We start from the raw sequence: 18,842 nt of genomic DNA, 5'->3' as shown, positions 1-18,842 counted from the left end.
CCCTATCTTGCGTATGTTGCGGTTAATTGCGCCTTCGCCAGCGCGTGGCTGTTGAGCATGAAACCGACCAGTGCGCCGCTGGCGCTTTTATCGATGGGCAGTTTATCCACATCCAGCGCCCAGACGGTTATCTGGTACGGGTGAGGCTTGTCTCCTTCCGGCGGGCACGCGCCGCCAAAGCCAGAGTAACCGAAATCATTACGTCCCTGCACAGCTCCTGCGGGTAGTTTCTCGTTATTCTGGTTGCCGGCACCGGCAGGGAGCTCCTGCGTTTGTGCAGGAATGTTCACCACCGTCCAGTGCCACCAGCCGCTGCCGGTAGGCGCAGCGGGGTCATACACCGTGATGGCAAAACTTTTCGTACCCTGCGGCTGATTTTTCCATGTCAGCTGCGGCGATTCGTTGCCGCCATGACAACCAAAGCCGTCGAAGACCTGATTCTGGGTTAATCGCTGTTCGCCGGAAATATCCCGGCTGTTGATGCTGAAAGGTAATGCCGCTGAGACCGTAAAACTCATCCCCGCCAGAGTGGCTGCTGCGATTGCAATGTGCTTTTTCATTCGAGTTTCCTTTTGCTGAGCTGGAAACATCAATGTAAATCCCGCAGCAAAGGGGTAATGTGCCAGAGCGATTTTAAATTGTGCCGAAACGCTCAATAGTGTCCGCAGATGATTGCCCCTGACCATCTGTGCTACTCTACGCGCCATTTCCCTGGAATCGACAGAATAGTAAATTATGAGTGTACGTTTAGTGTTAGCCAAAGGGCGCGAGAAATCCTTGTTGCGCCGCCATCCCTGGGTCTTCTCCGGCGCGGTTGCGCGTATGGAAGGCAAAGCCAACCTCGGTGAAACCATCGATATTGTTGATCATCAGGGGAAATGGCTGGCGCGCGGCGCATACTCGCCAGCGTCTCAGATCCGCGCCCGCGTCTGGACCTTCGATAAAGATGAAACCATCGACATCGCTTTCTTCGTTCGCCGTCTGCAGCAGGCGCAGCAGTGGCGCGACTGGCTGGCAAAACGCGACGGGCTGGACAGCTATCGTCTGATCGCCGGTGAATCCGACGGTCTGCCGGGGGTGACCATCGACCGTTTCGGTAACTTCCTGGTGCTGCAGCTGTTAAGTGCGGGTGCTGAATATCAGCGCGCGGCGTTAATCAGCGCCCTGCAGGCGCAGTATCCTGAATGCGCTATTTACGATCGCAGCGACGTTGCGGTGCGTAAAAAAGAGGGTATGGAGCTGACCCAGGGCCCGGTCACCGGTGAACTGCCGCCGGCCCTGCTGCCTATCGAAGAGCACGGCATGAAACTGCTGGTGGATATTCAGGGTGGCCATAAAACCGGTTACTACCTCGATCAGCGCGACAGCCGTCTGGCGACCCGTCAGTACGTCGCCGACAAACGCGTGCTGAACTGCTTCTCCTATACCGGTGGTTTTGCGGTTTCAGCTCTGATGGGCGGCTGCAGCCAGGTTGTGAGCGTCGACACGTCTCAGGAAGCGCTGGACGTGGCGAAACAGAACGTTGAGCTGAACAAGCTGGATCTGAGCAAAGCCGAATTTGTGCGCGATGATGTCTTCAAGCTGCTGCGCAAATATCGCGACCAGGGTGAGAAGTTTGACGTTATCGTGATGGATCCGCCGAAATTCGTCGAGAACAAAAACCAGCTGATGGGCGCCTGCCGTGGGTATAAAGACATCAATATGCTCGCGATCCAGCTGCTTAATCCGGGTGGCGTGTTGCTGACGTTCTCCTGTTCCGGCCTGATGACCACCGAATTGTTCCAGAAAATTGTCGCGGATGCCGCTGTAGATGCTGGCCGTGATGTACAATTTATAGAGCAGTTCCGTCAGGCGGCCGATCATCCGGTGATCGCTACCTATCCGGAAGGGCTGTATCTGAAAGGATTTGCCTGTCGCATCATGTAACTTGAAAAGTGGAATGTTGCCCTCACCTATAGAGTAAGTAACGTTTCCCGGGAGGTGACTATGATTGCCAGCAAATTCGGTATCGGCCAGCAGGTCCGCCACTCCCTGTTAGGATACCTGGGCGTGGTCGTGGATATCGACCCGGAATATTCCCTCGACGAACCGTCAGCGGATGAGCTGGCGGTGAACGCAGAACTCCGCGCCGCCCCCTGGTACCACGTGGTGATGGAAGACGACGAAGGCCAGGCCGTGCATACCTATCTTGCCGAAGCCCAGCTCAGTGGCGAGCAGCAGGATGAACACCCTGAACAGCCTTCCATGGATGAACTGGCGCAAACGATCCGCAGACAGTTACAGGCCCCGCGCCTGCGCAACTAACCAGAAACCCGGTAGCCAACGGCTAACCGGGTTTTTTATTACTTCGCCATCCCCAGTCGAGGGATCTCAATCGCCGGGCAGCGGTCCATCACCACGTTCATTCCCGCGTCACGCGCCAGCACTGCTGCCTGTTCGTTAATTACCCCAAGCTGTAACCACAGGGTTTTCGCCCCGACGGCAATGGCTTCCTGCGCGACGCCCCAGGCAGCTTCAGAATTACGGAATACATCCACCATATCGATTTTTTCCGGTACCTCTGCCAGGGTGCCGTACCCCTGCTGGCCTAACAATGTTTTGCCTGCCACTTTTGGCGATACCGGGATCACGTGATAGCCCTGATCGAGCAGATATTTCATCACCCGATAGCTCGGGCGATCGGGTTTGTCACTTGCCCCCACCAGCGCAATGGTTCGGGTGGTGGAAAGGATCTCAGCAATATCGTTCTGTTTCATGAACTTCCTCCTGGCGTGTTCAACATCAATATCCATGCAGTGAGAGCAACCTGTCATCCCATACGTCTGCATGAGGGCAAATTGCCGGCTTATGTCTATATGTTAGTAAATATGATTGAAGAAAAATTTTGATACATTATTCATGACGCGCGTCTTTTAAGAGGGCTTTTTATGAAAACCGGCATTGCCTGGAGTCTGTTTGCGCTGCTCATGCCGGTTTGCGTTTTTGCCACAACGCTGCGGCTCTCTACGGACATCGACCTGCTGGTGCTGGACGGAAAAAAAGTCTCCAGTTCCTTGCTGCGCGGTGCGGACAGCATCGAGCTGGATAACGGCCCGCATCAGATTGTGTTTCGGGTAGAGAAGACCATTCGCCTCGGCAATCATGAAGAGCGGGTCTATATCTCCCCTCCTCTGGTCGCCAGCTTTAACACTCAGCGCATCAGTCAGGTTAATTTTAGCCTTCCCCGACTGGAAACAGAAAAAGAGTCACAACTTTTTGATCATTCACCGCATATTGAATTACTGGATGGCGATGCGACCCCGATCCCGGTGAAGCTGGATATTCTGGCGATCACCGACACGCCGACCGGCGTGAACTATGAGTACGATACCGAGCGTTATAACAAAGCCGGTCAGAGCGCCTCGCTACCGCAGTTCTCCACCACCATGGCCGATGACAGCACTCTGTTATCCGGCGTCTCCGAGCTGGATATGCCGCCCCCGCAGTCGCAGAATCTGACAGAGCAGCGGCTAAAATACTGGTTTGCCCAGGCCGATCCCGAGACCCGCCGCCGTTTTCTGCAATGGGCGAAGCAACAACCCTCGTCCTGAGCCGCATTTTTTATCCCTTTCCCTTGCAGCATCAGGTGCTTCCAGTAATCTGTAACCAGTTAACTAACGGATAGAGATTATGGAACTCACAACCCGCACACTGCCGGACCGCAAACATATCGCGCTGGTGGCGCACGATCACTGCAAACAGATGCTGCTCAACTGGGTACAGCGTCACAAATCCCTGCTGGAAAAACACCGCCTTTCTGCCACCGGGACCACCGGTAACCTGATTCATCGCGAAACCGGGCTGGAGGTTAATGCCATGCTGAGCGGCCCCATGGGCGGCGATCAGCAGGTGGGTGCACAGATTTCGGAAGGAAAAATTGATGTGCTGATCTTCTTCTGGGATCCCCTGAATGCCGTACCGCACGATCCGGACGTCAAAGCGCTGCTGCGTCTGGCAACGGTGTGGAATATTCCCGTCGCCACCAACCTGTCGACGGCGGACTTTATCATTGCCTCTCCGCAGTTCAACGACCAGGTGGAGATTTTGATCCCAGATTATCAGCGCTATCTGGCTGAACGCCTGAAGTAAGTGCCCGCCCTGCCGGGTGGCGGCTTCGCCTTACCCGGCCTACGAAAAGCCCAAAACCGTCGACCCGCACACCCGTAGGCCCGTGCAAGCGCAGCGCCGCCGGACATCAGGCCGCACCATCCGTAAGCCCGGTAAGCGCAGCGCCACCGGGCAACACACCGCTACGGTTTTCGCGCCACCGGTACATCTATCTCCTTCAAAATGTCCACAAAGCGTGAAGGCTGCTCTTTGTTAAACAGCAGCCAGACGCGGTGACGGGCGCGGGTGATCGCCACATACAGTAATCGCCGCTCTTCCGCATCGGGGAACTCTTCCACTGCCGGCAGCAGAGCCTGCTCCATTACCGATTCACGCGCAGGTGCCGGGAAGCCATCGCTCCCTTCCTGCAACCCCACCACAATGACGTAATCCGCCTGCTGCCCCTTACTGGCGTGAATGGTCATAAAATCGAGCTGCAATTTCGGCCAGCGGGTCGCAGCTTTCTCCAGGCTGGCAGGTTTAAGGTGGTGATAGCGCGCCAGCACCAGAATGCGCTCCTCCGGCCTGGCGTAACCGCTCAGTTTATCCAGCAGGGCATCGAGCTGATCTTCAGCCAGCAGCGTGACCGCTTTTTTGTCCCCGGCCGACAGGCTGTTCAGCGGTTTTGCCAGCTGATGCGGGTTCTGCTGGATAAACCGGTTGGCGATCTCACCGATCCGGTTATTAAAGCGGTAGGTGGTATCCAGATCGCAACGATCGCCCTCGCCAAAGTAGTGGTGGAACGCCGTGGTCAACGACAGCTGCGCGCCGCTAAAGCGGTAGATCGCCTGCCAGTCATCCCCTACGGCAAACAGGGTGGTGTGCTTATTCTGCGCCCGTAGCGCCGCCAGCAGCGCCGCGCGCTGGGGGGAGATATCCTGAAACTCATCCACCAGGATGTGCTTCCACGGGCTGATAAAGCGCCCCTTCTCGAGAATAATGATGGCCTGATGGATCAACCCGGAAAAATCGACGGCATTTTCTTCCTTAAGGGCGGTTTTCCACGCTTTTAACAGCGGAGCCATCAGCTTCACCCGCTTCGAAAACAGGGTCCGGATCGCCTCGGGCGCGCCGGCAATCATCTCGGCCTGCGCGCCGCCGTGCATTCGCATCAGGCTCACCCAGCGATCGAGCCGCGGAGCCAGCCGACGCGCCAGCTTTTCGTTTTGCCAGAAACTGCCTTCCGGCACGCTCCAGTCAAGCTCTTCTTCCAGCCACTGACGCCACCCTTTGGCCTGCGCTTTTTTCTCGCTGCACTGCTGTTGCCAGGCCTCGATAAAAATCTGTTGCCGCGCCACGGTGTCGTTCTCCAGCTTGCTGACGACCGGCACCTTTTTGCTCCCCTGCTGGATGATGTGCAGGGCCAGGGAGTGGAAAGTTCTGGCGGTAATGTCGCGGGTATGCAACCGGGCCTCGATCCGCTCATCCATCTCCTGGGCCGCCTTGCGGCCGAATGCCAGGAGTAAGATTTGCTCGGGAGCCGCTTCATTGCGGGTCAGCAGCCAGCCCGCCCGCGCCACCAGCACCGAGGTTTTGCCGCTGCCGGCCCCCGCCAGCACCAGTAGCGACTGCTCGCCGTTAACCACTGCCCGGGCCTGGGCCGGGTTGAGAGGAGATGACTCAATATCGGCAAAAAAGTCGGCATACTGGCTGAGCATGGCGGTGGTCCACGCCTGGTTGTGCGCCAGCCGGCTCCGGTCAATATCGTCCAGCCAGGCCCGGAACTGACGCCAGGCGTCCCGGCAGTTATCAAACTCTTCCAGCCGCGAGACCGACAGGGGGAGCGCCTGTAATGCCTGCGTAATTTTTTGCTGCAGGCCCAGCGTTTTTTCCCGCGTCAGCCAGCTGTTTTGCTCATTGCTGGTGGAAATGTCATTCAGCGCGTTTTGCAGTACCTGCGCCGCCACCTCGCTCATTTCAACACTCCATTGCTGCCAGAGCGTATTCAGATGGTGGTGAAAACGCTGGGTTTCCGCCCACTCCGTTCCGTGCAGCCGCACCACTTTCTCTTCGGGCAGGACAAACTCCAGCTCGCCCCAGACCAGGCCGCGCTTACAATGAATGGCCAGCAGCTGATTGAAGGGAATGAGGTATTCGTGGCGTTCGCCAGAGACTTTCACCCCGGCATTGAGCAGAACGACTTTGTCGTACGGATGTTGTGCCAGGCGTTTGCCTAACGAAGTTGCTTTCAGTTCCATGTCCAGCCCGATCCACGACGTGAGAAATTGCCTGATAGTTTAACTGCCAGTTTTCAGGTGCTCCAGCGCAAAAAAACGTTACAATCAGCAGGGCTTCAACATTATGGAAAGAATTGAGGTTTTATGCGTACCGTTCTGAATATTTTGAATTTTGTCCTGGGTGGTTTTGCCACCACGCTCGCCTGGCTGCTGGCAACGCTGGTCAGCGTGGTGCTGATCTTCACCCTGCCGCTGACGCGCTCCTGCTGGGAGATCACCAAACTGTCACTGGTTCCGTACGGTAACGAAGCCGTTCACGTGGACGAGCTGGAGCCTGACAGCAAAAGCGCGCTGATGAACACCGGCGGAACGCTGCTCAATATCTTGTGGCTGATCTTTTTCGGCTGGTGGCTGTGCGTGATGCACATTGCGGCGGGGATCGCCCAGTGCCTGACGCTTATCGGTATCCCGGTCGGGATCGCCAATTTTAAAATTGCCGCCATTGCCTTGTGGCCTGTCGGACGCCGGGTCGTCCCGGTGGAAGTTGCCCGTGCCGCGCGGGAAGCCAACGCCCGCCGTCGTTTTCCGTAACAAGGATCCCGTGCGCACATGCTAAGCCCGCTGATTCGCCGCTACACTCTCAACAGCGCCTGGCTGTACAACGCCAGGATCTTTATTGCCCTGTGTGGCAGCACCGCCCTGCCCTGGTGGCTGGGCGACGTGAAGCTGACCATTCCGCTGACGCTGGGCGTCGTCGCCGGGGCGCTGGCCGATCTGGATGACCGTCTCGCCGGTCGGCTGCGCAATCTGGTTATCACGCTGATCTGCTTTTTTATCGCCTCGGCGTCGGTGGAGCTGCTCTTCCCCTGGCCGTGGCTTTTCGCCATCGGGCTGATGCTCTCCACCAGCGTCTTTATCCTGCTGGGCGGGCTGGGCCAACGCTATGCCACTATCGCCTTTGGCGCGCTGCTGATTGCTATCTATACCATGCTGGGGGTATCGCTTTACGACCAGTGGTATCAACAGCCGGTGCTCCTGCTCCTGGGAGCGGTCTGGTATAACCTGCTTACTCTCTCCGGGCACCTGATCTTCCCCATTCGCCCGTTGCAGGACAATCTGGCCCGCAGCTATGAGCAGCTGGCGCACTATCTGGAACTCAAGTCCCGGCTCTTTGACCCGGATATTGAAGGTGACGGTCAGGCGCCGCTGTACGATCTGGCCCTGGCGAACGGCCAGCTGGTGACCACGCTGAACCAGACCAAAGCCTCGTTGCTTACCCGTTTACGCGGCGATCGCGGTCAGCGCGGCACCCGCCGCACCCTGCATTACTATTTTGTCGCACAGGATATTCACGAGCGCGCCAGTTCCTCGCATATCCAGTACGCCGACCTGCGCGAGAAGTTTCGCTACAGCGACGTGATGTTTCGCTTCCAGCGCCTGCTCTCCATGCAGTCTCAGGCCTGTCATCAGCTGTCGCAATCCATCCTGCTGCGCACCCCTTATCAGCACGATCCGCGTTTTGAGCGGGCCTTCACGCACCTGGATGCGGCGCTCGATCGCGTCCAGGCCAGCGGGACCTCAGCCGAACAGATGAAAGCCCTGGGTTTCCTGCTGAACAACCTGCGCGCCATTGATGCCCAGCTCGCCACCATCGAATCCGAGCAGGCGCTGGCAATGCCCGGTAATGATGTTGAAAACCAGCTAGCCGACGACAGTCTGCACGGTTTTAGCGATATGTGGCTGCGCTTAAGCCGCAACTTTTCGCCGGAATCGGCGCTGTTTCGCCATGCGGTGAGGATGTCGGTGGTGCTCTGTATTGGCTACGCCTTTATACAGATAACCGGCCTTAACCATGGCTACTGGATTTTGCTGACCAGCCTGTTTGTTTGCCAGCCCAACTATAATGCCACCCGCCACCGGCTGGCGCTGCGTATTCTCGGTACGCTGGTGGGGGTCGCTATCGGACTGCCTATCCTTTACTTCGTCCCCTCACTGGAAGGCCAGCTGATCTTAATTGTGATCACCGGGGTGCTGTTTTTTGCGTTTCGCAATGTGCAGTACGCGCACGCCACCATGTTTATTACCCTGCTGGTGCTGCTCTGTTTCAACCTGCTTGGGGAAGGCTTTGAAGTAGCACTGCCGCGCATCATTGATACCCTGATCGGCTGCGCCATTGCCTGGGCTGCGGTGAGCTTTATCTGGCCGGACTGGCGGTTCCGTAATCTGCCGCGGGTACTCGATCAGGCGATGAATGCCAACTGCCGGTATCTGGACGCCATTCTCGAGCAGTATCACCAGGGCCGCGATAACCGCCTGGCGTATCGCATAGCCCGACGTGACGCCTATAATCGCGATGCAGAACTGGCTTCGGTGGTCTCGAATATGTCCACCGAGCCGCGAGCGACAGCGGAAACGCGGGAAGTCGCGTTCCGTCTGTTGTGCCTGAATCATACCTTTACCAGCTATATTTCGGCACTGGGCGCGCATCGCGAGCGGCTGACCAGTCCAGCCATCCTGGCCCTGCTTGATGACGCCGTTTGCTACGTGGATGATGCGCTTCATCAACGTCCGGCGGATGAACCTCGTGTTCAGCAGGCCCTGACCGAACTGGCGCAACGCATTTCGCATATTGAACCGGGTGCCGAGAGCAAAGCGCCGCTGGTGCTGCAGCAAATCGGTCTGCTTATCGCGTTGCTACCAGAAATATGTCGTTTACAGCAGCACGTTAATCAACTGCCGGAGTGAGTGCTGTTATCCACCGGCAGCCTTTTGTACCACTCCACCAGCTCCCGGCGCCTTGTCTCCGGGAGCGCAGCTTCATGCAATCCGACGATCGCCCCTTCCAGTGCGAACAGCACTTTGTAGCTCAGGTGCCTGTTAAGCTCTCTGATCTTCAGCCAGCACTGCTCGGCCCCGAGGGCGCGTAACGCCTCTTCGTTGGCGATGCCCGCCTCGTTCAGCAGGATCTCAAGCTGAAAGGTGAGATTGGGTAAATCTTTCAACCTGTCGCGCTTGTACCGTTCCCGGCGTTCCCGCCGCGCGGCCTCAAGCGCAAATGAGGAGAGCTGCAGGAGCTTATCCCGATCCTGCCAGAGCGCCTCATCGACGCGATAATAATTCAACAATACTGCGCGCCCCCGCTTCACCAGCGTTAAGTAAGAGGAGGCATTTTTGACGCAATACTGTGCGCTCTCTTCGCAAGCGCGCAGGTATAACTCCCCGTCTGACACCATCGCAAAGACCGCGTCATCCACCGCCAGAGTGTATCCACCAAACAGGGCACGATGCTCAACATCACCGAGAGGAGAAAGATATTTTGTTGATTGATAGATCCGCTCGTAAGATAACTTTTTCATGATATTTCCCTTGTAAATCATGGAGTAAAATTAAAGTTGTTTGTTAACGGATCCGTTAGCCAAAAAATAGGTAACTTACGATCGAACGGCAAGATGATTTTTCAATCCGCCTGAATAACAAACCAAATTTGCGAGGCGCTTTCAGAAAATGAGGTTGATCTTTAGACGCACAGCGGTTACTGTATATCCATACAGTAACTACAGGGCTGGATTGATTATGTACTCTTCAGGCTATGCAAACCGTTCAACAACTTTCTCTTCTTCCGCTGGTAAAAGTGCACGGAGTTCCGCTGCGTATATGTCCACCGGGTTGATTAGTGAAGTGCTTTACCGTGAAGACCAGCCCATGATGACGCAGCTGTTATTGCTGCCCCTGTTACAGCAGCTGGGTCAACAGTCTCGCTGGCAGCTGTGGCTGACGCCGCAACAGAAGTTGAGCCGGGAATGGGTGCAGTCCGCAGGCTTACCGCTGACTAAAGTGATGCAGGTTAGCCAGATGGATCCCTGCCATACTGTAGAATCGATGGTGAGAGCACTGCGTACCGGGAATTACAGCGTGGTGATTGGCTGGTTTACGGAAGAATTAACCGAAACGGAGCAACATCGTCTGGCTGAAGCGGCCGAAGAAGGTAATGCACTCGGCTTTATTATGCGTCCCGTTCGGATGAATGCTCTGGGCAACGGACACCTTTCTGGGCTAAAAATTCACTCGAATTTGTATCACTAAGTAAAAATAAGAGTTTTCCTGGAATTTATTTTGCAGGCTCTGTACGCCATTGGTTCCCTTTCTAAAAGCCGCGACAAGTCTTGTCTGCCGCGGCTTCCTCCAGTTTAGCATGCCCAAATCTTCGCCATAAATGTTAAATATTGTGTATACAAAACTTTTTTTTTCATATGCCTGACGGAGTTCACACTTGTAAGTTTTCAGGTACGTTGTAGACTTTACATCGCCAGGGGTGCTCGGCCTAAACCGAAGATATCGGTAGCTTTACTCTTTGTCCCCGCCCCCCGGTGAAGGATTTAACCGTGACTCTCATTGAGATTCTCATGGCGATTTTTGGATGATAACGAGGCGCAAAAAATGAAAAAGACAGCTATCGCGATTGCAGTGGCACTGGCAGGTTTCGCTACCGTAGCGCAGGCCGCTCCAAAAGATAATACCTGGTATGCAGGTGGTAAACTGGGCTGGTCTCAGTTCCATGACACCGGCTGGTATAACGACGCTCTGAACAACGACGGCCCAACTCACGAAAGCCAGCTGGGCGCAGGCGCGTTCGGTGGTTATCAGGTTAACCCGTACGTTGGTTTCGAAATGGGTTACGACTGGCTGGGCCGTATGCCTTACAAAGGCGACACCATTAACGGCGCATTCAAAGCACAGGGCGTTCAGCTGACTGCTAAACTGGGCTACCCAGTAAATGACGCTGTAGACATCTACACCCGTCTGGGCGGCATGGTATGGCGTGCAGACTCCAGCAACAGCATCGCTGGCGACGACCATGACACTGGCGTATCTCCAGTATTCGCAGGTGGCGTTGAGTGGGCAATGACCCGTGACGTTGCTACCCGTCTGGAATACCAGTGGGTTAACAACATCGGCGACGGCAACACCGTTGGTGTTCGTCCAGACAACGGCATGCTGAGCGTAGGTGTTTCCTACCGTTTCGGCCAGCAGGAAGAAGCAGCGCCAATCGTTGCTCCAGCTCCAGCACCAGCTCCAGAAGTACAGACCAAGCACTTCACTCTGAAGTCTGACGTTCTGTTCAACTTCAACAAAGCAACCCTGAAACCAGAAGGTCAGCAGGCACTGGATCAGCTGTACACCCAGCTGAGCAACCTGGATCCTAAAGACGGTTCCGTTGTGGTTCTGGGCTTCACCGACCGTATCGGTTCTGACGCTTACAACCAGGGTCTGTCCGAGAAACGTGCTCAGTCCGTTGTTGATTACCTGATCTCTAAAGGTATCCCGGCTAACAAGATCTCCCCACGTGGTATGGGCGAATCTAACCCAGTTACCGGTTCTACCTGTGACAACGTGAAACCTCGCGCTGCACTGATCGACTGCCTGGCACCAGATCGTCGCGTAGAGATCGAAGTTAAAGGCATCAAAGACGTTGTAACTCAGCCAGCGGCATAAGTTATCGTCTTATAAAAAAACCCCGCCATGTTGCGGGGTTTTTTATTACCTGAAGAAAAGTAAAACGCTACTTCTTATTGGCGAGCAGCGCCTGGAGATCGGTTTTCAGGGTCGACATCTGGTTGGCGTACTTCTCTTTATGTTCCGCATCTTCAATCAGCTGCACGATAGTCTCAGACAAGGTTTTTCCGCGGCGCTGGGCAAGCCCCGCCAGACGTTGCCAGACCATAAACTCCAGATCGATCGACTTCTTCCGGGTATGCTGGTGCTCAGCATTGAAATGCCGTTTTCGCCGCGCGCGGATGGTCTGCTTCATGCGGTTCAGGAGCGCCGGATTGATGTGTTTATCTATCCAGCCGTTGACCAGAATGGGTTCATTTTCGAGGGTCAGCAATAAATCTACAGCTTCTTTTGCAGCACTGGCTTCGAGGTAGCACGTGATCAATTCCCCTTCACGGTGTTTTTTGACCAGATACTTCCATTTCCAGCCGCTTTCGAGATTTTCCAGTTGTTGGTATTTCATTGCGATCTCAGTGTGACCGTGTAACTGTGTTCAGAATATCAGTTTTTTGGCAATCTGCTGAAAAGAAATCATATCCTGTGACACGCGGTGACGTATTCATCGCTGGAAACGCCCATTCCCTCATGGGCAGAGCCTGCGCCTTACGGTATACTCCATCGTTTTACTTCTGACTAAAAAACATCAACTTTGACCATTACGAAACTTGCATGGCGTGACCTGGTTCCGGATACCGATAGCTATCAGGAACTGTTTGCACAGCCAGATCTCGCGAAAGAACACGAATACATCCTCAGTGACACACAGCCCCGTTTGCATTACGCACTGGAGCAGGTGTTAAGCCCGTGGGCCACCTCACCGTTCATGTTGTTGAAAGCGCCAGACGAAGCGGAGTATCTGAGTCTTCTGGCGGATGCCATGCGGCAGCTGCAACCAGAAACCGGGACGGTCTTTGGGGGTGAGTACAACATTAACGGGCATACTGTTACCTTTGAACCGGCGACCGTACCCGATGGCCGTTTTGCTGTCACAGGCAACATTGTCCCGGCGGGCTGGACAGAAGCTGAACAGCTGTTCGGCTGCCTGCGTCAGTTTAACGGCGAGTTAACCCTGCATCCCGGCATGGTCCATCAGGCCAATGGCGGCGTGCTGCTCATCTCCCTGCGCACCCTTCTGGCACAGCCTCTGCTGTGGATGCGCCTGAAAAACAGCGTCAGCCAGCAGCAGTTTGACTGGGTGGCGTATGATGAGTCGCGCCCTCTTCCGGTTGCAGTGCCTTCTATGCCGCTCTCCCTGAAAGTGGTGCTGATTGGCGATCGCGAAGCGCTGGCCGATTTCCAGGAGATGGAACCCGAACTGGCGGACCAGGTGGTGTACAGCGAGTTTGAAGACAGCACGCAGATCGCGGATGCCGAAGATATGCTGCAATGGCTTCAGTGGGTGCATGCCGTCTGCGAACGTGCGCAGCTTCCAACCCTGGCGGCCGATGCCTGGCCGGTGCTGATCCGCGAAGCAGTGCGTTATACCGGCGATCAGGAGACCCTGCCGCTTTGCCCTCTCTGGCTTGGTAAGCAGCTGCGTGAAGCCGCGGCCATGACCGATGACGGCACCATTACCGGCGAGCAGCTCTCCCAGATGCTGCAGCAGCGTGAGTGGCGCGAAGGCTACCTTGCGGATCGCATGCAGGACGAGATCCTGCTGGAGCAGATCCTGGTCGAAACCGAAGGTGAACGCGTAGGGCAGATCAACGCCCTGTCGGTGATTGAGTTCCCTGGTCATCCGCGCGCCTTTGGCGAACCGTCTCGCATCAGCTGCGTCGTACACATCGGTGACGGTGAGTTTATCGATGTGGAACGTAAAGCCGAGCTCGGCGGGAATATTCATGCCAAGGGCATGATGATCATGCAGGCTTATCTGATGTCGGAACTGCAGCTTGAGCAGCAGATCCCCTTCACCGCCTCCCTGACCTTCGAGCAGTCCTACAGCGAAGTCGATGGCGATAGCGCCTCGATGGCAGAGCTGTGCGCGTTAATCAGCGCCCTGGCCGATGTGCCGGTGAATCAGAGCATTGCCATTACCGGTTCGGTGGATCAGTTTGGTCGCGCGCAGCCGGTCGGCGGGCTGAATGAGAAGATCGAAGGCTTCTTTACCGTTTGCCAGCAGCGCGGGCTGAACGGTAAACAGGGCGTCATTATCCCTCTGCCGAACGTCCGCCATCTTAGCCTCAGCCAGGAACTGCTGACAGCGGTAGAAGAGGAACAATTCACCCTCTGGGCGATCGAAGACATTGCTGATGCGCTACCCTTACTGACAAACCTGGAGTGGGATGCCGAAGGGCAGACGACGCTGATGCACACTATCCAGGAGCGTATTGCGCAGGCAACACAGCAGGAAGCACGTCATCGTTATCCCTGGCCGTTACGCTGGTTGAACTGGTTCACGCCTAACTGATCGGACTTGTTCAGCGTACACGTGTTAGCTATCCTGCGTCCTTCACTAAAATAAGGCATACTGAGAACATGGTAGATAAACGCGAATCCTATACAAAAGAAGATCTTCTTGCCTCTGGTCGCGGTGAACTGTTTGGCGAGAAAGGCCCGCAGTTACCGGCCCCGAACATGCTGATGATGGACCGTGTCGTGAAGATGACGGAAACCGGCGGCAACTTCGATAAGGGTTACGTAGAAGCAGAGCTCGATATCAACCCGGACCTGTGGTTCTTTGGTTGCCACTTTATTGGTGATCCGGTGATGCCAGGCTGCCTGGGTCTGGATGCGATGTGGCAGCTGGTTGGTTTCTACCTCGGCTGGCTGGGTGGCGAAGGTAAAGGCCGCGCCCTGGGCGTTGGTGAAGTGAAATTCACCGGTCAGGTTCTGCCAACCGCGAAAAAAGTTACCTACCGCATTCACTTCAAACGCATTGTTAACCGTCGCCTGATTATGGGCCTGGCGGATGGCGAAGTGCTGGTCGACGGTCGTCTGATCTATACCGCGAATGACCTGAAAGTGGGTCTGTTCCAGGATACTTCCGCATTCTGATTTTAGCTTTTCATAAGCATAAAACGGCGAAACCTCCGCACTGCGGAGGTTTCTTTTTTTAAAGAGACGCTATCAAGCAAGTACTGCCCTGTCTCCGATGGCTTCTCGCCAGCCCCCTAACCATTGCGACCTCTGATTGATGGTCTGATAGGGACACATTTCTTTAGAACGTCCGGCGATGCCAGCCTGATAACCACGTTGATGAGCCCTTTCAAGGCGATCTCGTTTCTGTCTCTTCATGCCTCGTTTCCCTCATTATTTGATCTGGTGGAAAAGAAAACAGTGATTACAAAATGTGCAACCACAGATAACGAATACCCTGATTACCGCTTAGCGTCAATGCGCAAAATTCACGCCAGTGTCATATTTGTGAGCTACTCAAAACTTCATTTGTACAAAAAGTGTGATGCGGCACAAGTAACGACCTGAGGTTAAAACGAAAAAAAAGCCGCAATTAGCGTGACGCTAACTGCGGCCTGGTGCGATGAATTTTACTTATGGCAGACGGGAAATCTCTCTGGCAATGCTGGCGGACTCCTGCGCCCACCCCTGTGCCAGTACTTTCACCATCTCATCGTAGCCATCTTTTTGCTGTTTCAACTCCAGGTGGAAAGGCCGCTTAATCAGCTGGCCCTGATGGTTCAGCAGCCATTCACCGCTGACAATCACCCTGCCATCATAGCGTCCATGGAAGTTGGTCACGTTGACGTTCAGCGTATCCTGATCGCTCCCCAACGGCTGCGACGCCACTACCCATCCCGGCAGCTGGCTACTGAGATTGGCGACCAGCGTGTTGCGCAGCTGCTGATCCAGCGGGCTGGCCCACAGGTTGTTGTTAGCGATGACATACTGCACATCGCTGGTTTGATAAACTACGCCATTACCCGCCAGGTAATCCGGCACCGCCACCTGCTCGACCCACAGCAGACGGTTCCCCTGGCTGGCGATGCTTTGCCCGCCCGCCTGCGCTGCCACAGGCAGCTGGTAATAGCTCTTGTTCTCTGCTGAGCTGCAGGCGGTCAGCAGCGCCACTGTGGCGATCGTTAGCCATTTTTTCATTATTTAGCCCCCTTCGGCTCAGGGTCCTTTTTGTCTTTCGCTTCGAATACCAGCGCGTTGCTCTTCGTGTTCAGCGTCTTCAGCACCGGCTGCAGTTCACGCAGAACCTGATCGAGGCGCTGCATATCTGCCACCATCTTGTTGTACGCCGCTGAGCCCGGCTGGAAGCCCTGCATACTGCGGTTCAGCTCGCGCAGCGTTTTCTGCATGTCCTGAGGCAGCTGCTGCATCGACTGGCTGGCGGTCAGCTTGTTGAGGTTATCCAGGGTAGTCTGCAGACGGCGCATCGTCGCCTGGCTCTCACTGAGCGTGTTGGTGGCCTGTTGGATCATCGGATTGAGCGGCAGATTGTTGATCTTATCCAGGGTCTCCATCAGACGCTGTTGGATCTGCGCCAGACCACTGCTTACGGTCGGGATGATTTTATAGCCCGAAAACTCGCGGATCTCTTTAACCGGCGGCTCTTTCGGGAAGAAGTCCATATCCACGTACAGCGCCCCGGTCACCAGGTTACCGGTTTTGAGCGAGCCGCGCAGGCCACGCTTCATCAACCCGTCGATATGCTGAGCGATATCAGGCGTGTCGCCCACCTGATTAATCAGACGCTCCGGCTCAATGCGGATCAGCACCGGAATACGGTAATCGTCATCCAGCACCTGACGCATGCCCGGCGCAAAGAACGGCACTTTGCCGACGGTACCAAGACGGATGCCGCGGAACTCCACCGGCGCTCCTGGCTGCAGGCCGCGCACAGAGTCCTTGAAGAACATCAGGTAATCGATATGGTCGGTATAGAGCGAATCCTGAATGCTCTTCTGGTCGTCATACAGTCTGAACGCGGTCTTTTGCGCCACCGGCTGGCCCTGATCCATCCCTTCCGGCACGTCAAAGCTAACGCCACCGCCGAACAGCGTGGAGAGTGATCCCATCTCGACGCGCATCCCCGCCGAGGTTAAATCCACGGCGATACCGCTGTCTTTCCAGAAACGGACGTTGCCGGTGACCAGACGATCGTTCGGCGCATTGATAAACAGCTGGTAACTGATGGTGCGTTTTTGCGTGTCAAAGGTGCTGGTTTCAACGGAGCCAACACGATAACCGCGGAACAGCACCGGATCGCCCGGGCTCAGCTGGCCGGCTTTTTTACTGTCGAGGGTCACGCGGATCCCCTTCGCATCCGGCGGCGCCAGCGGTGGAGAGTCCAGCAGCTGATACTGCCCCGGTTGAGATCCCTTTTTCCCCGGCTGCAGTTCGATATAGGCCCCGGACAACAGGGTTCCCAGGCCGCTGATGCCTTCGCGGCCCACCTGCGGTTTCACCACCCAGAACACCGAGTCGCCATGCAGCAGCTTCTCCATGCCGGCGTTGAGGCGGGCTGTGATTTCTACGTGCGTCAGGTCGTCGGTCAGGGTTGCACTCTCAACCACCCCCACATCCACGCTGCGGCTCTTGATGGTCGTTTTACCGCCCTCAATCCCCTCGGCGTTGGTGGTGATTAGCGTCACGACCGGGCCCTGATGGCTGTAATGATAAAACAGGATCCAGGCACCGATCAGCGCGGTCACGATGGGGAAAATCCACACCGGCGACCAGTTTTTGACCTTCTGCACTTTCGCCTCTCCACTCTTATTTTCCATGCTTTTCTTCATCCTCATGGCTCGACTCTGGCTCACGATCCCACGATAAACGCGGATCGAAGGTCATGGCCGCAAACATGGTCATAATCACGACCAATGCAAACATCAGCGCCCCTATTGCGGGGTAAATACTCATAAGCCCGCCTATCCGCACCAGTGCAGAAAGAACGGCAATCACAAACACGTCAATCATTGACCAGCGTCCGACAAACTCGACCACTTCATAAATCAAATGCATCCGCTCGCTATCACGCTTGCCGTGTCCTTTGGCATCCCAACAGAGCCAGGCAATGGCGATCATTTTGAGCGTAGGTACCATGATACTGGCGATAAAAATCACCAGCGCCACCGGATAGGATCCCTCCCCCCAGAGCAGAATTACCCCGGCCATAATGGTCGAGGGCATTTCATCGCCCAGCAGATTGGTGATCATAATCGGCAGGATGTTGGCGGGGAGATAGAGCATGATCGAGGTGACGAGCAGCGCCATCGTCCATTGAAGACTGTTTTTACGCCGCACGTGCCCTTTCGTTTCGCAACGCGGACAGATCTCCTGGTCGGCAGGGAGGATTGCCGTACAGCAGGAGCACAGGCGCAGATTCTGGTGAATCCCCGGCACGCCGACCTTCAATGCCTGCGGCAGCGCAGGCGCTGGGGCGATATCGTCCCATGCCCAGCGGCGGTCCACACACTGAAATGCCCGCAGCTGCAGGACGCAATAAAGACACCAGGGAATAAAGCTGCTGCCAACGCCCACGTCACCGTAGGCCATCAGTTTGACAAAGCTCACCAGGATCCCGGCAAGGAAGATCTCTGCCATCCCCCAGCTTTTTAACTGAAACAGGATCCGCGCCAGCCTGATTTTCAATGCCATGGGCATCTGCACGCGGTTCACGAGCAGCAAGATTACCACCAGGCAAAACGCCGGCACGATCTGGACGAAAAGCATAAAGAAGGTGCCCAGACTGGCGTAATCTTCCGAGAACATTACGCCAGGTATCTCCAGCAAATGCACTTCGCTGGTGATACCGCCCACTTTCATATAGATAAAGGGAAACAGGTTGGAGAGAAACAGCATGAACAGCGCAGCAATAGCATAAGCAGTGGGACGCTGCCGGGGCGCGTCCCACTTCGTTGTCAGCGTTGTCCCGCATCGCGGGCATGCCGCTTTATGTCCATGCTCGAGCGCGGGAAGCGCCACGAGCATATCGCACTGGGAGCATAAAATATGCCGATCGGCATGGTGATGTTCACACATACTGGCTCCATGTTT

General features: G+C 55.7%; 19 protein-coding genes. 10 read left to right on the top strand and 9 right to left on the bottom strand.

What is annotated here, in order from left to right; translation table 11 throughout:
• Window positions 1-2 precede the first annotated feature (2 nt).
• Window positions 3-560 (bottom strand): kinase inhibitor, encoded by a 558-nt coding sequence (locus tag GNG27_RS08315; RefSeq protein ID WP_142488964.1) that lies wholly within the window; start codon window positions 558-560, stop codon window positions 3-5.
• A 175-nt stretch (window positions 561-735) separates the two neighbouring features.
• Between GNG27_RS08315 and rlmI the strand changes: the two genes are divergently transcribed.
• Complete coding sequence (gene rlmI, locus GNG27_RS08310; RefSeq protein WP_156263360.1) at window positions 736-1,926, top strand: 23S rRNA (cytosine(1962)-C(5))-methyltransferase RlmI; 1,191 nt, start codon at window positions 736-738, stop codon at window positions 1,924-1,926.
• Window positions 1,927-1,986: 60 nt separating this feature from the next.
• Window positions 1,987-2,304, top strand: a complete 318-nt coding sequence (gene hspQ, locus GNG27_RS08305; RefSeq protein ID WP_032617412.1) for a heat shock protein HspQ — start codon at window positions 1,987-1,989, stop codon at window positions 2,302-2,304.
• Between the two features lie 38 nt (window positions 2,305-2,342).
• On the opposite strand, the gene GNG27_RS08300 is transcribed toward hspQ, so the two are convergent.
• Complete coding sequence (locus GNG27_RS08300) at window positions 2,343-2,756, bottom strand: CoA-binding protein (protein ID WP_106992629.1); 414 nt, start codon at window positions 2,754-2,756, stop codon at window positions 2,343-2,345.
• A gap of 171 nt (window positions 2,757-2,927) precedes the next feature.
• Here GNG27_RS08300 and GNG27_RS08295 point away from each other — a divergent pair, with 171 nt between their 5' ends.
• Both GNG27_RS08295 and mgsA read left to right on the top strand, forming a co-directional pair.
• Window positions 2,928-3,590 carry a DUF2057 family protein gene (locus GNG27_RS08295; protein WP_142488962.1) on the top strand — a complete coding sequence of 221 codons (663 nt, stop codon included), beginning with the start codon at window positions 2,928-2,930 and terminating at the stop codon, window positions 3,588-3,590.
• Window positions 3,591-3,669: 79 nt separating this feature from the next.
• The gene (gene mgsA, locus GNG27_RS08290; protein ID WP_142488961.1) at window positions 3,670-4,128 is read left to right on the top strand and encodes a methylglyoxal synthase; all 459 of its coding nucleotides are present in this window, start codon (window positions 3,670-3,672) and stop codon (window positions 4,126-4,128) included.
• Between the two features lie 161 nt (window positions 4,129-4,289).
• On the opposite strand, the gene helD is transcribed toward mgsA, so the two are convergent.
• Window positions 4,290-6,344: a DNA helicase IV gene (gene helD / locus GNG27_RS08285; RefSeq protein ID WP_156263359.1), complete on the bottom strand. Its 2,055-nt coding sequence runs from the start codon at window positions 6,342-6,344 to the stop codon at window positions 4,290-4,292.
• Window positions 6,345-6,467: 123 nt separating this feature from the next.
• Here helD and GNG27_RS08280 point away from each other — a divergent pair, with 123 nt between their 5' ends.
• Together GNG27_RS08280 and yccS are read left to right on the top strand one after the other, a co-directional pair.
• Complete coding sequence (locus GNG27_RS08280) at window positions 6,468-6,914, top strand: YccF domain-containing protein (protein WP_142488959.1); 447 nt, start codon at window positions 6,468-6,470, stop codon at window positions 6,912-6,914.
• 18 nt (window positions 6,915-6,932) lie between these two features.
• Window positions 6,933-9,068: a YccS family putative transporter gene (gene yccS / locus GNG27_RS08275; protein WP_156263358.1), complete on the top strand. Its 2,136-nt coding sequence runs from the start codon at window positions 6,933-6,935 to the stop codon at window positions 9,066-9,068.
• On the opposite strand, the gene GNG27_RS08270 is transcribed toward yccS, so the two are convergent.
• A complete protein-coding gene (locus GNG27_RS08270) occupies window positions 9,053-9,679 on the bottom strand; it encodes a TfoX/Sxy family DNA transformation protein (RefSeq protein ID WP_142488957.1) in 627 nt (208 codons plus the stop codon). The genes yccS and GNG27_RS08270 overlap by 16 nt on opposite strands.
• Before the next feature lie 217 nt (window positions 9,680-9,896).
• Here GNG27_RS08270 and sulA point away from each other — a divergent pair, with 217 nt between their 5' ends.
• Both sulA and ompA read left to right on the top strand, forming a co-directional pair.
• Window positions 9,897-10,406 (top strand): SOS-induced cell division inhibitor SulA, encoded by a 510-nt coding sequence (gene sulA, locus GNG27_RS08265; protein WP_142488956.1) that lies wholly within the window; start codon window positions 9,897-9,899, stop codon window positions 10,404-10,406.
• A gap of 354 nt (window positions 10,407-10,760) precedes the next feature.
• Window positions 10,761-11,816 carry a porin OmpA gene (gene ompA, locus GNG27_RS08260; protein WP_156263357.1) on the top strand — a complete coding sequence of 352 codons (1,056 nt, stop codon included), beginning with the start codon at window positions 10,761-10,763 and terminating at the stop codon, window positions 11,814-11,816.
• Between the two features lie 67 nt (window positions 11,817-11,883).
• Here the strand turns inward: ompA and matP are convergent, their stop codons facing one another.
• Complete coding sequence (gene matP, locus GNG27_RS08255) at window positions 11,884-12,339, bottom strand: macrodomain Ter protein MatP (RefSeq protein ID WP_142488954.1); 456 nt, start codon at window positions 12,337-12,339, stop codon at window positions 11,884-11,886.
• A 186-nt stretch (window positions 12,340-12,525) separates the two neighbouring features.
• On the opposite strand from matP, the gene GNG27_RS08250 reads away from it, so the two are divergent.
• Complete coding sequence (locus GNG27_RS08250) at window positions 12,526-14,286, top strand: Lon protease family protein (RefSeq protein ID WP_156263356.1); 1,761 nt, start codon at window positions 12,526-12,528, stop codon at window positions 14,284-14,286.
• Window positions 14,287-14,354: 68 nt separating this feature from the next.
• Window positions 14,355-14,873 (top strand): bifunctional 3-hydroxydecanoyl-ACP dehydratase/trans-2-decenoyl-ACP isomerase, encoded by a 519-nt coding sequence (fabA, locus tag GNG27_RS08245; protein WP_032617398.1) that lies wholly within the window; start codon window positions 14,355-14,357, stop codon window positions 14,871-14,873.
• 72 nt (window positions 14,874-14,945) lie between these two features.
• On the opposite strand, the gene rmf is transcribed toward fabA, so the two are convergent.
• From rmf to pqiA, 4 genes are all read right to left on the bottom strand, one after another.
• Complete coding sequence (gene rmf, locus GNG27_RS08240) at window positions 14,946-15,113, bottom strand: ribosome modulation factor (protein WP_032617397.1); 168 nt, start codon at window positions 15,111-15,113, stop codon at window positions 14,946-14,948.
• 255 nt (window positions 15,114-15,368) lie between these two features.
• Window positions 15,369-15,932, bottom strand: a complete 564-nt coding sequence (gene pqiC, locus GNG27_RS08235; protein ID WP_142488952.1) for a membrane integrity-associated transporter subunit PqiC — start codon at window positions 15,930-15,932, stop codon at window positions 15,369-15,371.
• The gene (gene pqiB / locus GNG27_RS08230) at window positions 15,932-17,569 is read right to left on the bottom strand and encodes an intermembrane transport protein PqiB (protein WP_142488951.1); all 1,638 of its coding nucleotides are present in this window, start codon (window positions 17,567-17,569) and stop codon (window positions 15,932-15,934) included. Before pqiB ends, pqiC begins: the two co-directional genes overlap by 1 nt.
• Window positions 17,559-18,827 (bottom strand): membrane integrity-associated transporter subunit PqiA, encoded by a 1,269-nt coding sequence (pqiA, locus tag GNG27_RS08225; RefSeq protein WP_142488950.1) that lies wholly within the window; start codon window positions 18,825-18,827, stop codon window positions 17,559-17,561. Before pqiA ends, pqiB begins: the two co-directional genes overlap by 11 nt.
• Window positions 18,828-18,842 lie beyond the last annotated feature (15 nt).

Source organism: Leclercia sp. 119287 (assembly GCF_009734485.1).
GTDB lineage: Bacteria > Pseudomonadota > Gammaproteobacteria > Enterobacterales > Enterobacteriaceae > Enterobacter > Enterobacter adecarboxylatus_C.
Note: the sequence above shows the minus strand (reverse complement) of the source record. Positions and strands in the feature narration are given on the sequence as shown.

What these genes read in the sequence shown, in the direction of transcription:
- GNG27_RS08300 (WP_106992629.1), bottom strand. Translation starts at nt 2,756, where the DNA reads ATGAAACAGAACGATATTGCTGAGATCCTTTCCACCACCCGAACCATT.
- yccS (WP_156263358.1), top strand. Translation starts at nt 6,933, where the DNA reads ATGCTAAGCCCGCTGATTCGCCGCTACACTCTCAACAGCGCCTGGCTG.
- GNG27_RS08280 (WP_142488959.1), top strand. Translation starts at nt 6,468, where the DNA reads ATGCGTACCGTTCTGAATATTTTGAATTTTGTCCTGGGTGGTTTTGCC.
- mgsA (WP_142488961.1), top strand. Translation starts at nt 3,670, where the DNA reads ATGGAACTCACAACCCGCACACTGCCGGACCGCAAACATATCGCGCTG.
- rmf (WP_032617397.1), bottom strand. Translation starts at nt 15,113, where the DNA reads ATGAAGAGACAGAAACGAGATCGCCTTGAAAGGGCTCATCAACGTGGT.
- rlmI (WP_156263360.1), top strand. Translation starts at nt 736, where the DNA reads ATGAGTGTACGTTTAGTGTTAGCCAAAGGGCGCGAGAAATCCTTGTTG.
- GNG27_RS08295 (WP_142488962.1), top strand. Translation starts at nt 2,928, where the DNA reads ATGAAAACCGGCATTGCCTGGAGTCTGTTTGCGCTGCTCATGCCGGTT.
- pqiB (WP_142488951.1), bottom strand. Translation starts at nt 17,569, where the DNA reads ATGGAAAATAAGAGTGGAGAGGCGAAAGTGCAGAAGGTCAAAAACTGG.
- pqiA (WP_142488950.1), bottom strand. Translation starts at nt 18,827, where the DNA reads ATGTGTGAACATCACCATGCCGATCGGCATATTTTATGCTCCCAGTGC.
- ompA (WP_156263357.1), top strand. Translation starts at nt 10,761, where the DNA reads ATGAAAAAGACAGCTATCGCGATTGCAGTGGCACTGGCAGGTTTCGCT.
- matP (WP_142488954.1), bottom strand. Translation starts at nt 12,339, where the DNA reads ATGAAATACCAACAACTGGAAAATCTCGAAAGCGGCTGGAAATGGAAG.
- helD (WP_156263359.1), bottom strand. Translation starts at nt 6,344, where the DNA reads ATGGAACTGAAAGCAACTTCGTTAGGCAAACGCCTGGCACAACATCCG.
- GNG27_RS08315 (WP_142488964.1), bottom strand. Translation starts at nt 560, where the DNA reads ATGAAAAAGCACATTGCAATCGCAGCAGCCACTCTGGCGGGGATGAGT.
- hspQ (WP_032617412.1), top strand. Translation starts at nt 1,987, where the DNA reads ATGATTGCCAGCAAATTCGGTATCGGCCAGCAGGTCCGCCACTCCCTG.
- fabA (WP_032617398.1), top strand. Translation starts at nt 14,355, where the DNA reads ATGGTAGATAAACGCGAATCCTATACAAAAGAAGATCTTCTTGCCTCT.
- GNG27_RS08270 (WP_142488957.1), bottom strand. Translation starts at nt 9,679, where the DNA reads ATGAAAAAGTTATCTTACGAGCGGATCTATCAATCAACAAAATATCTT.
- pqiC (WP_142488952.1), bottom strand. Translation starts at nt 15,932, where the DNA reads ATGAAAAAATGGCTAACGATCGCCACAGTGGCGCTGCTGACCGCCTGC.
- sulA (WP_142488956.1), top strand. Translation starts at nt 9,897, where the DNA reads ATGTACTCTTCAGGCTATGCAAACCGTTCAACAACTTTCTCTTCTTCC.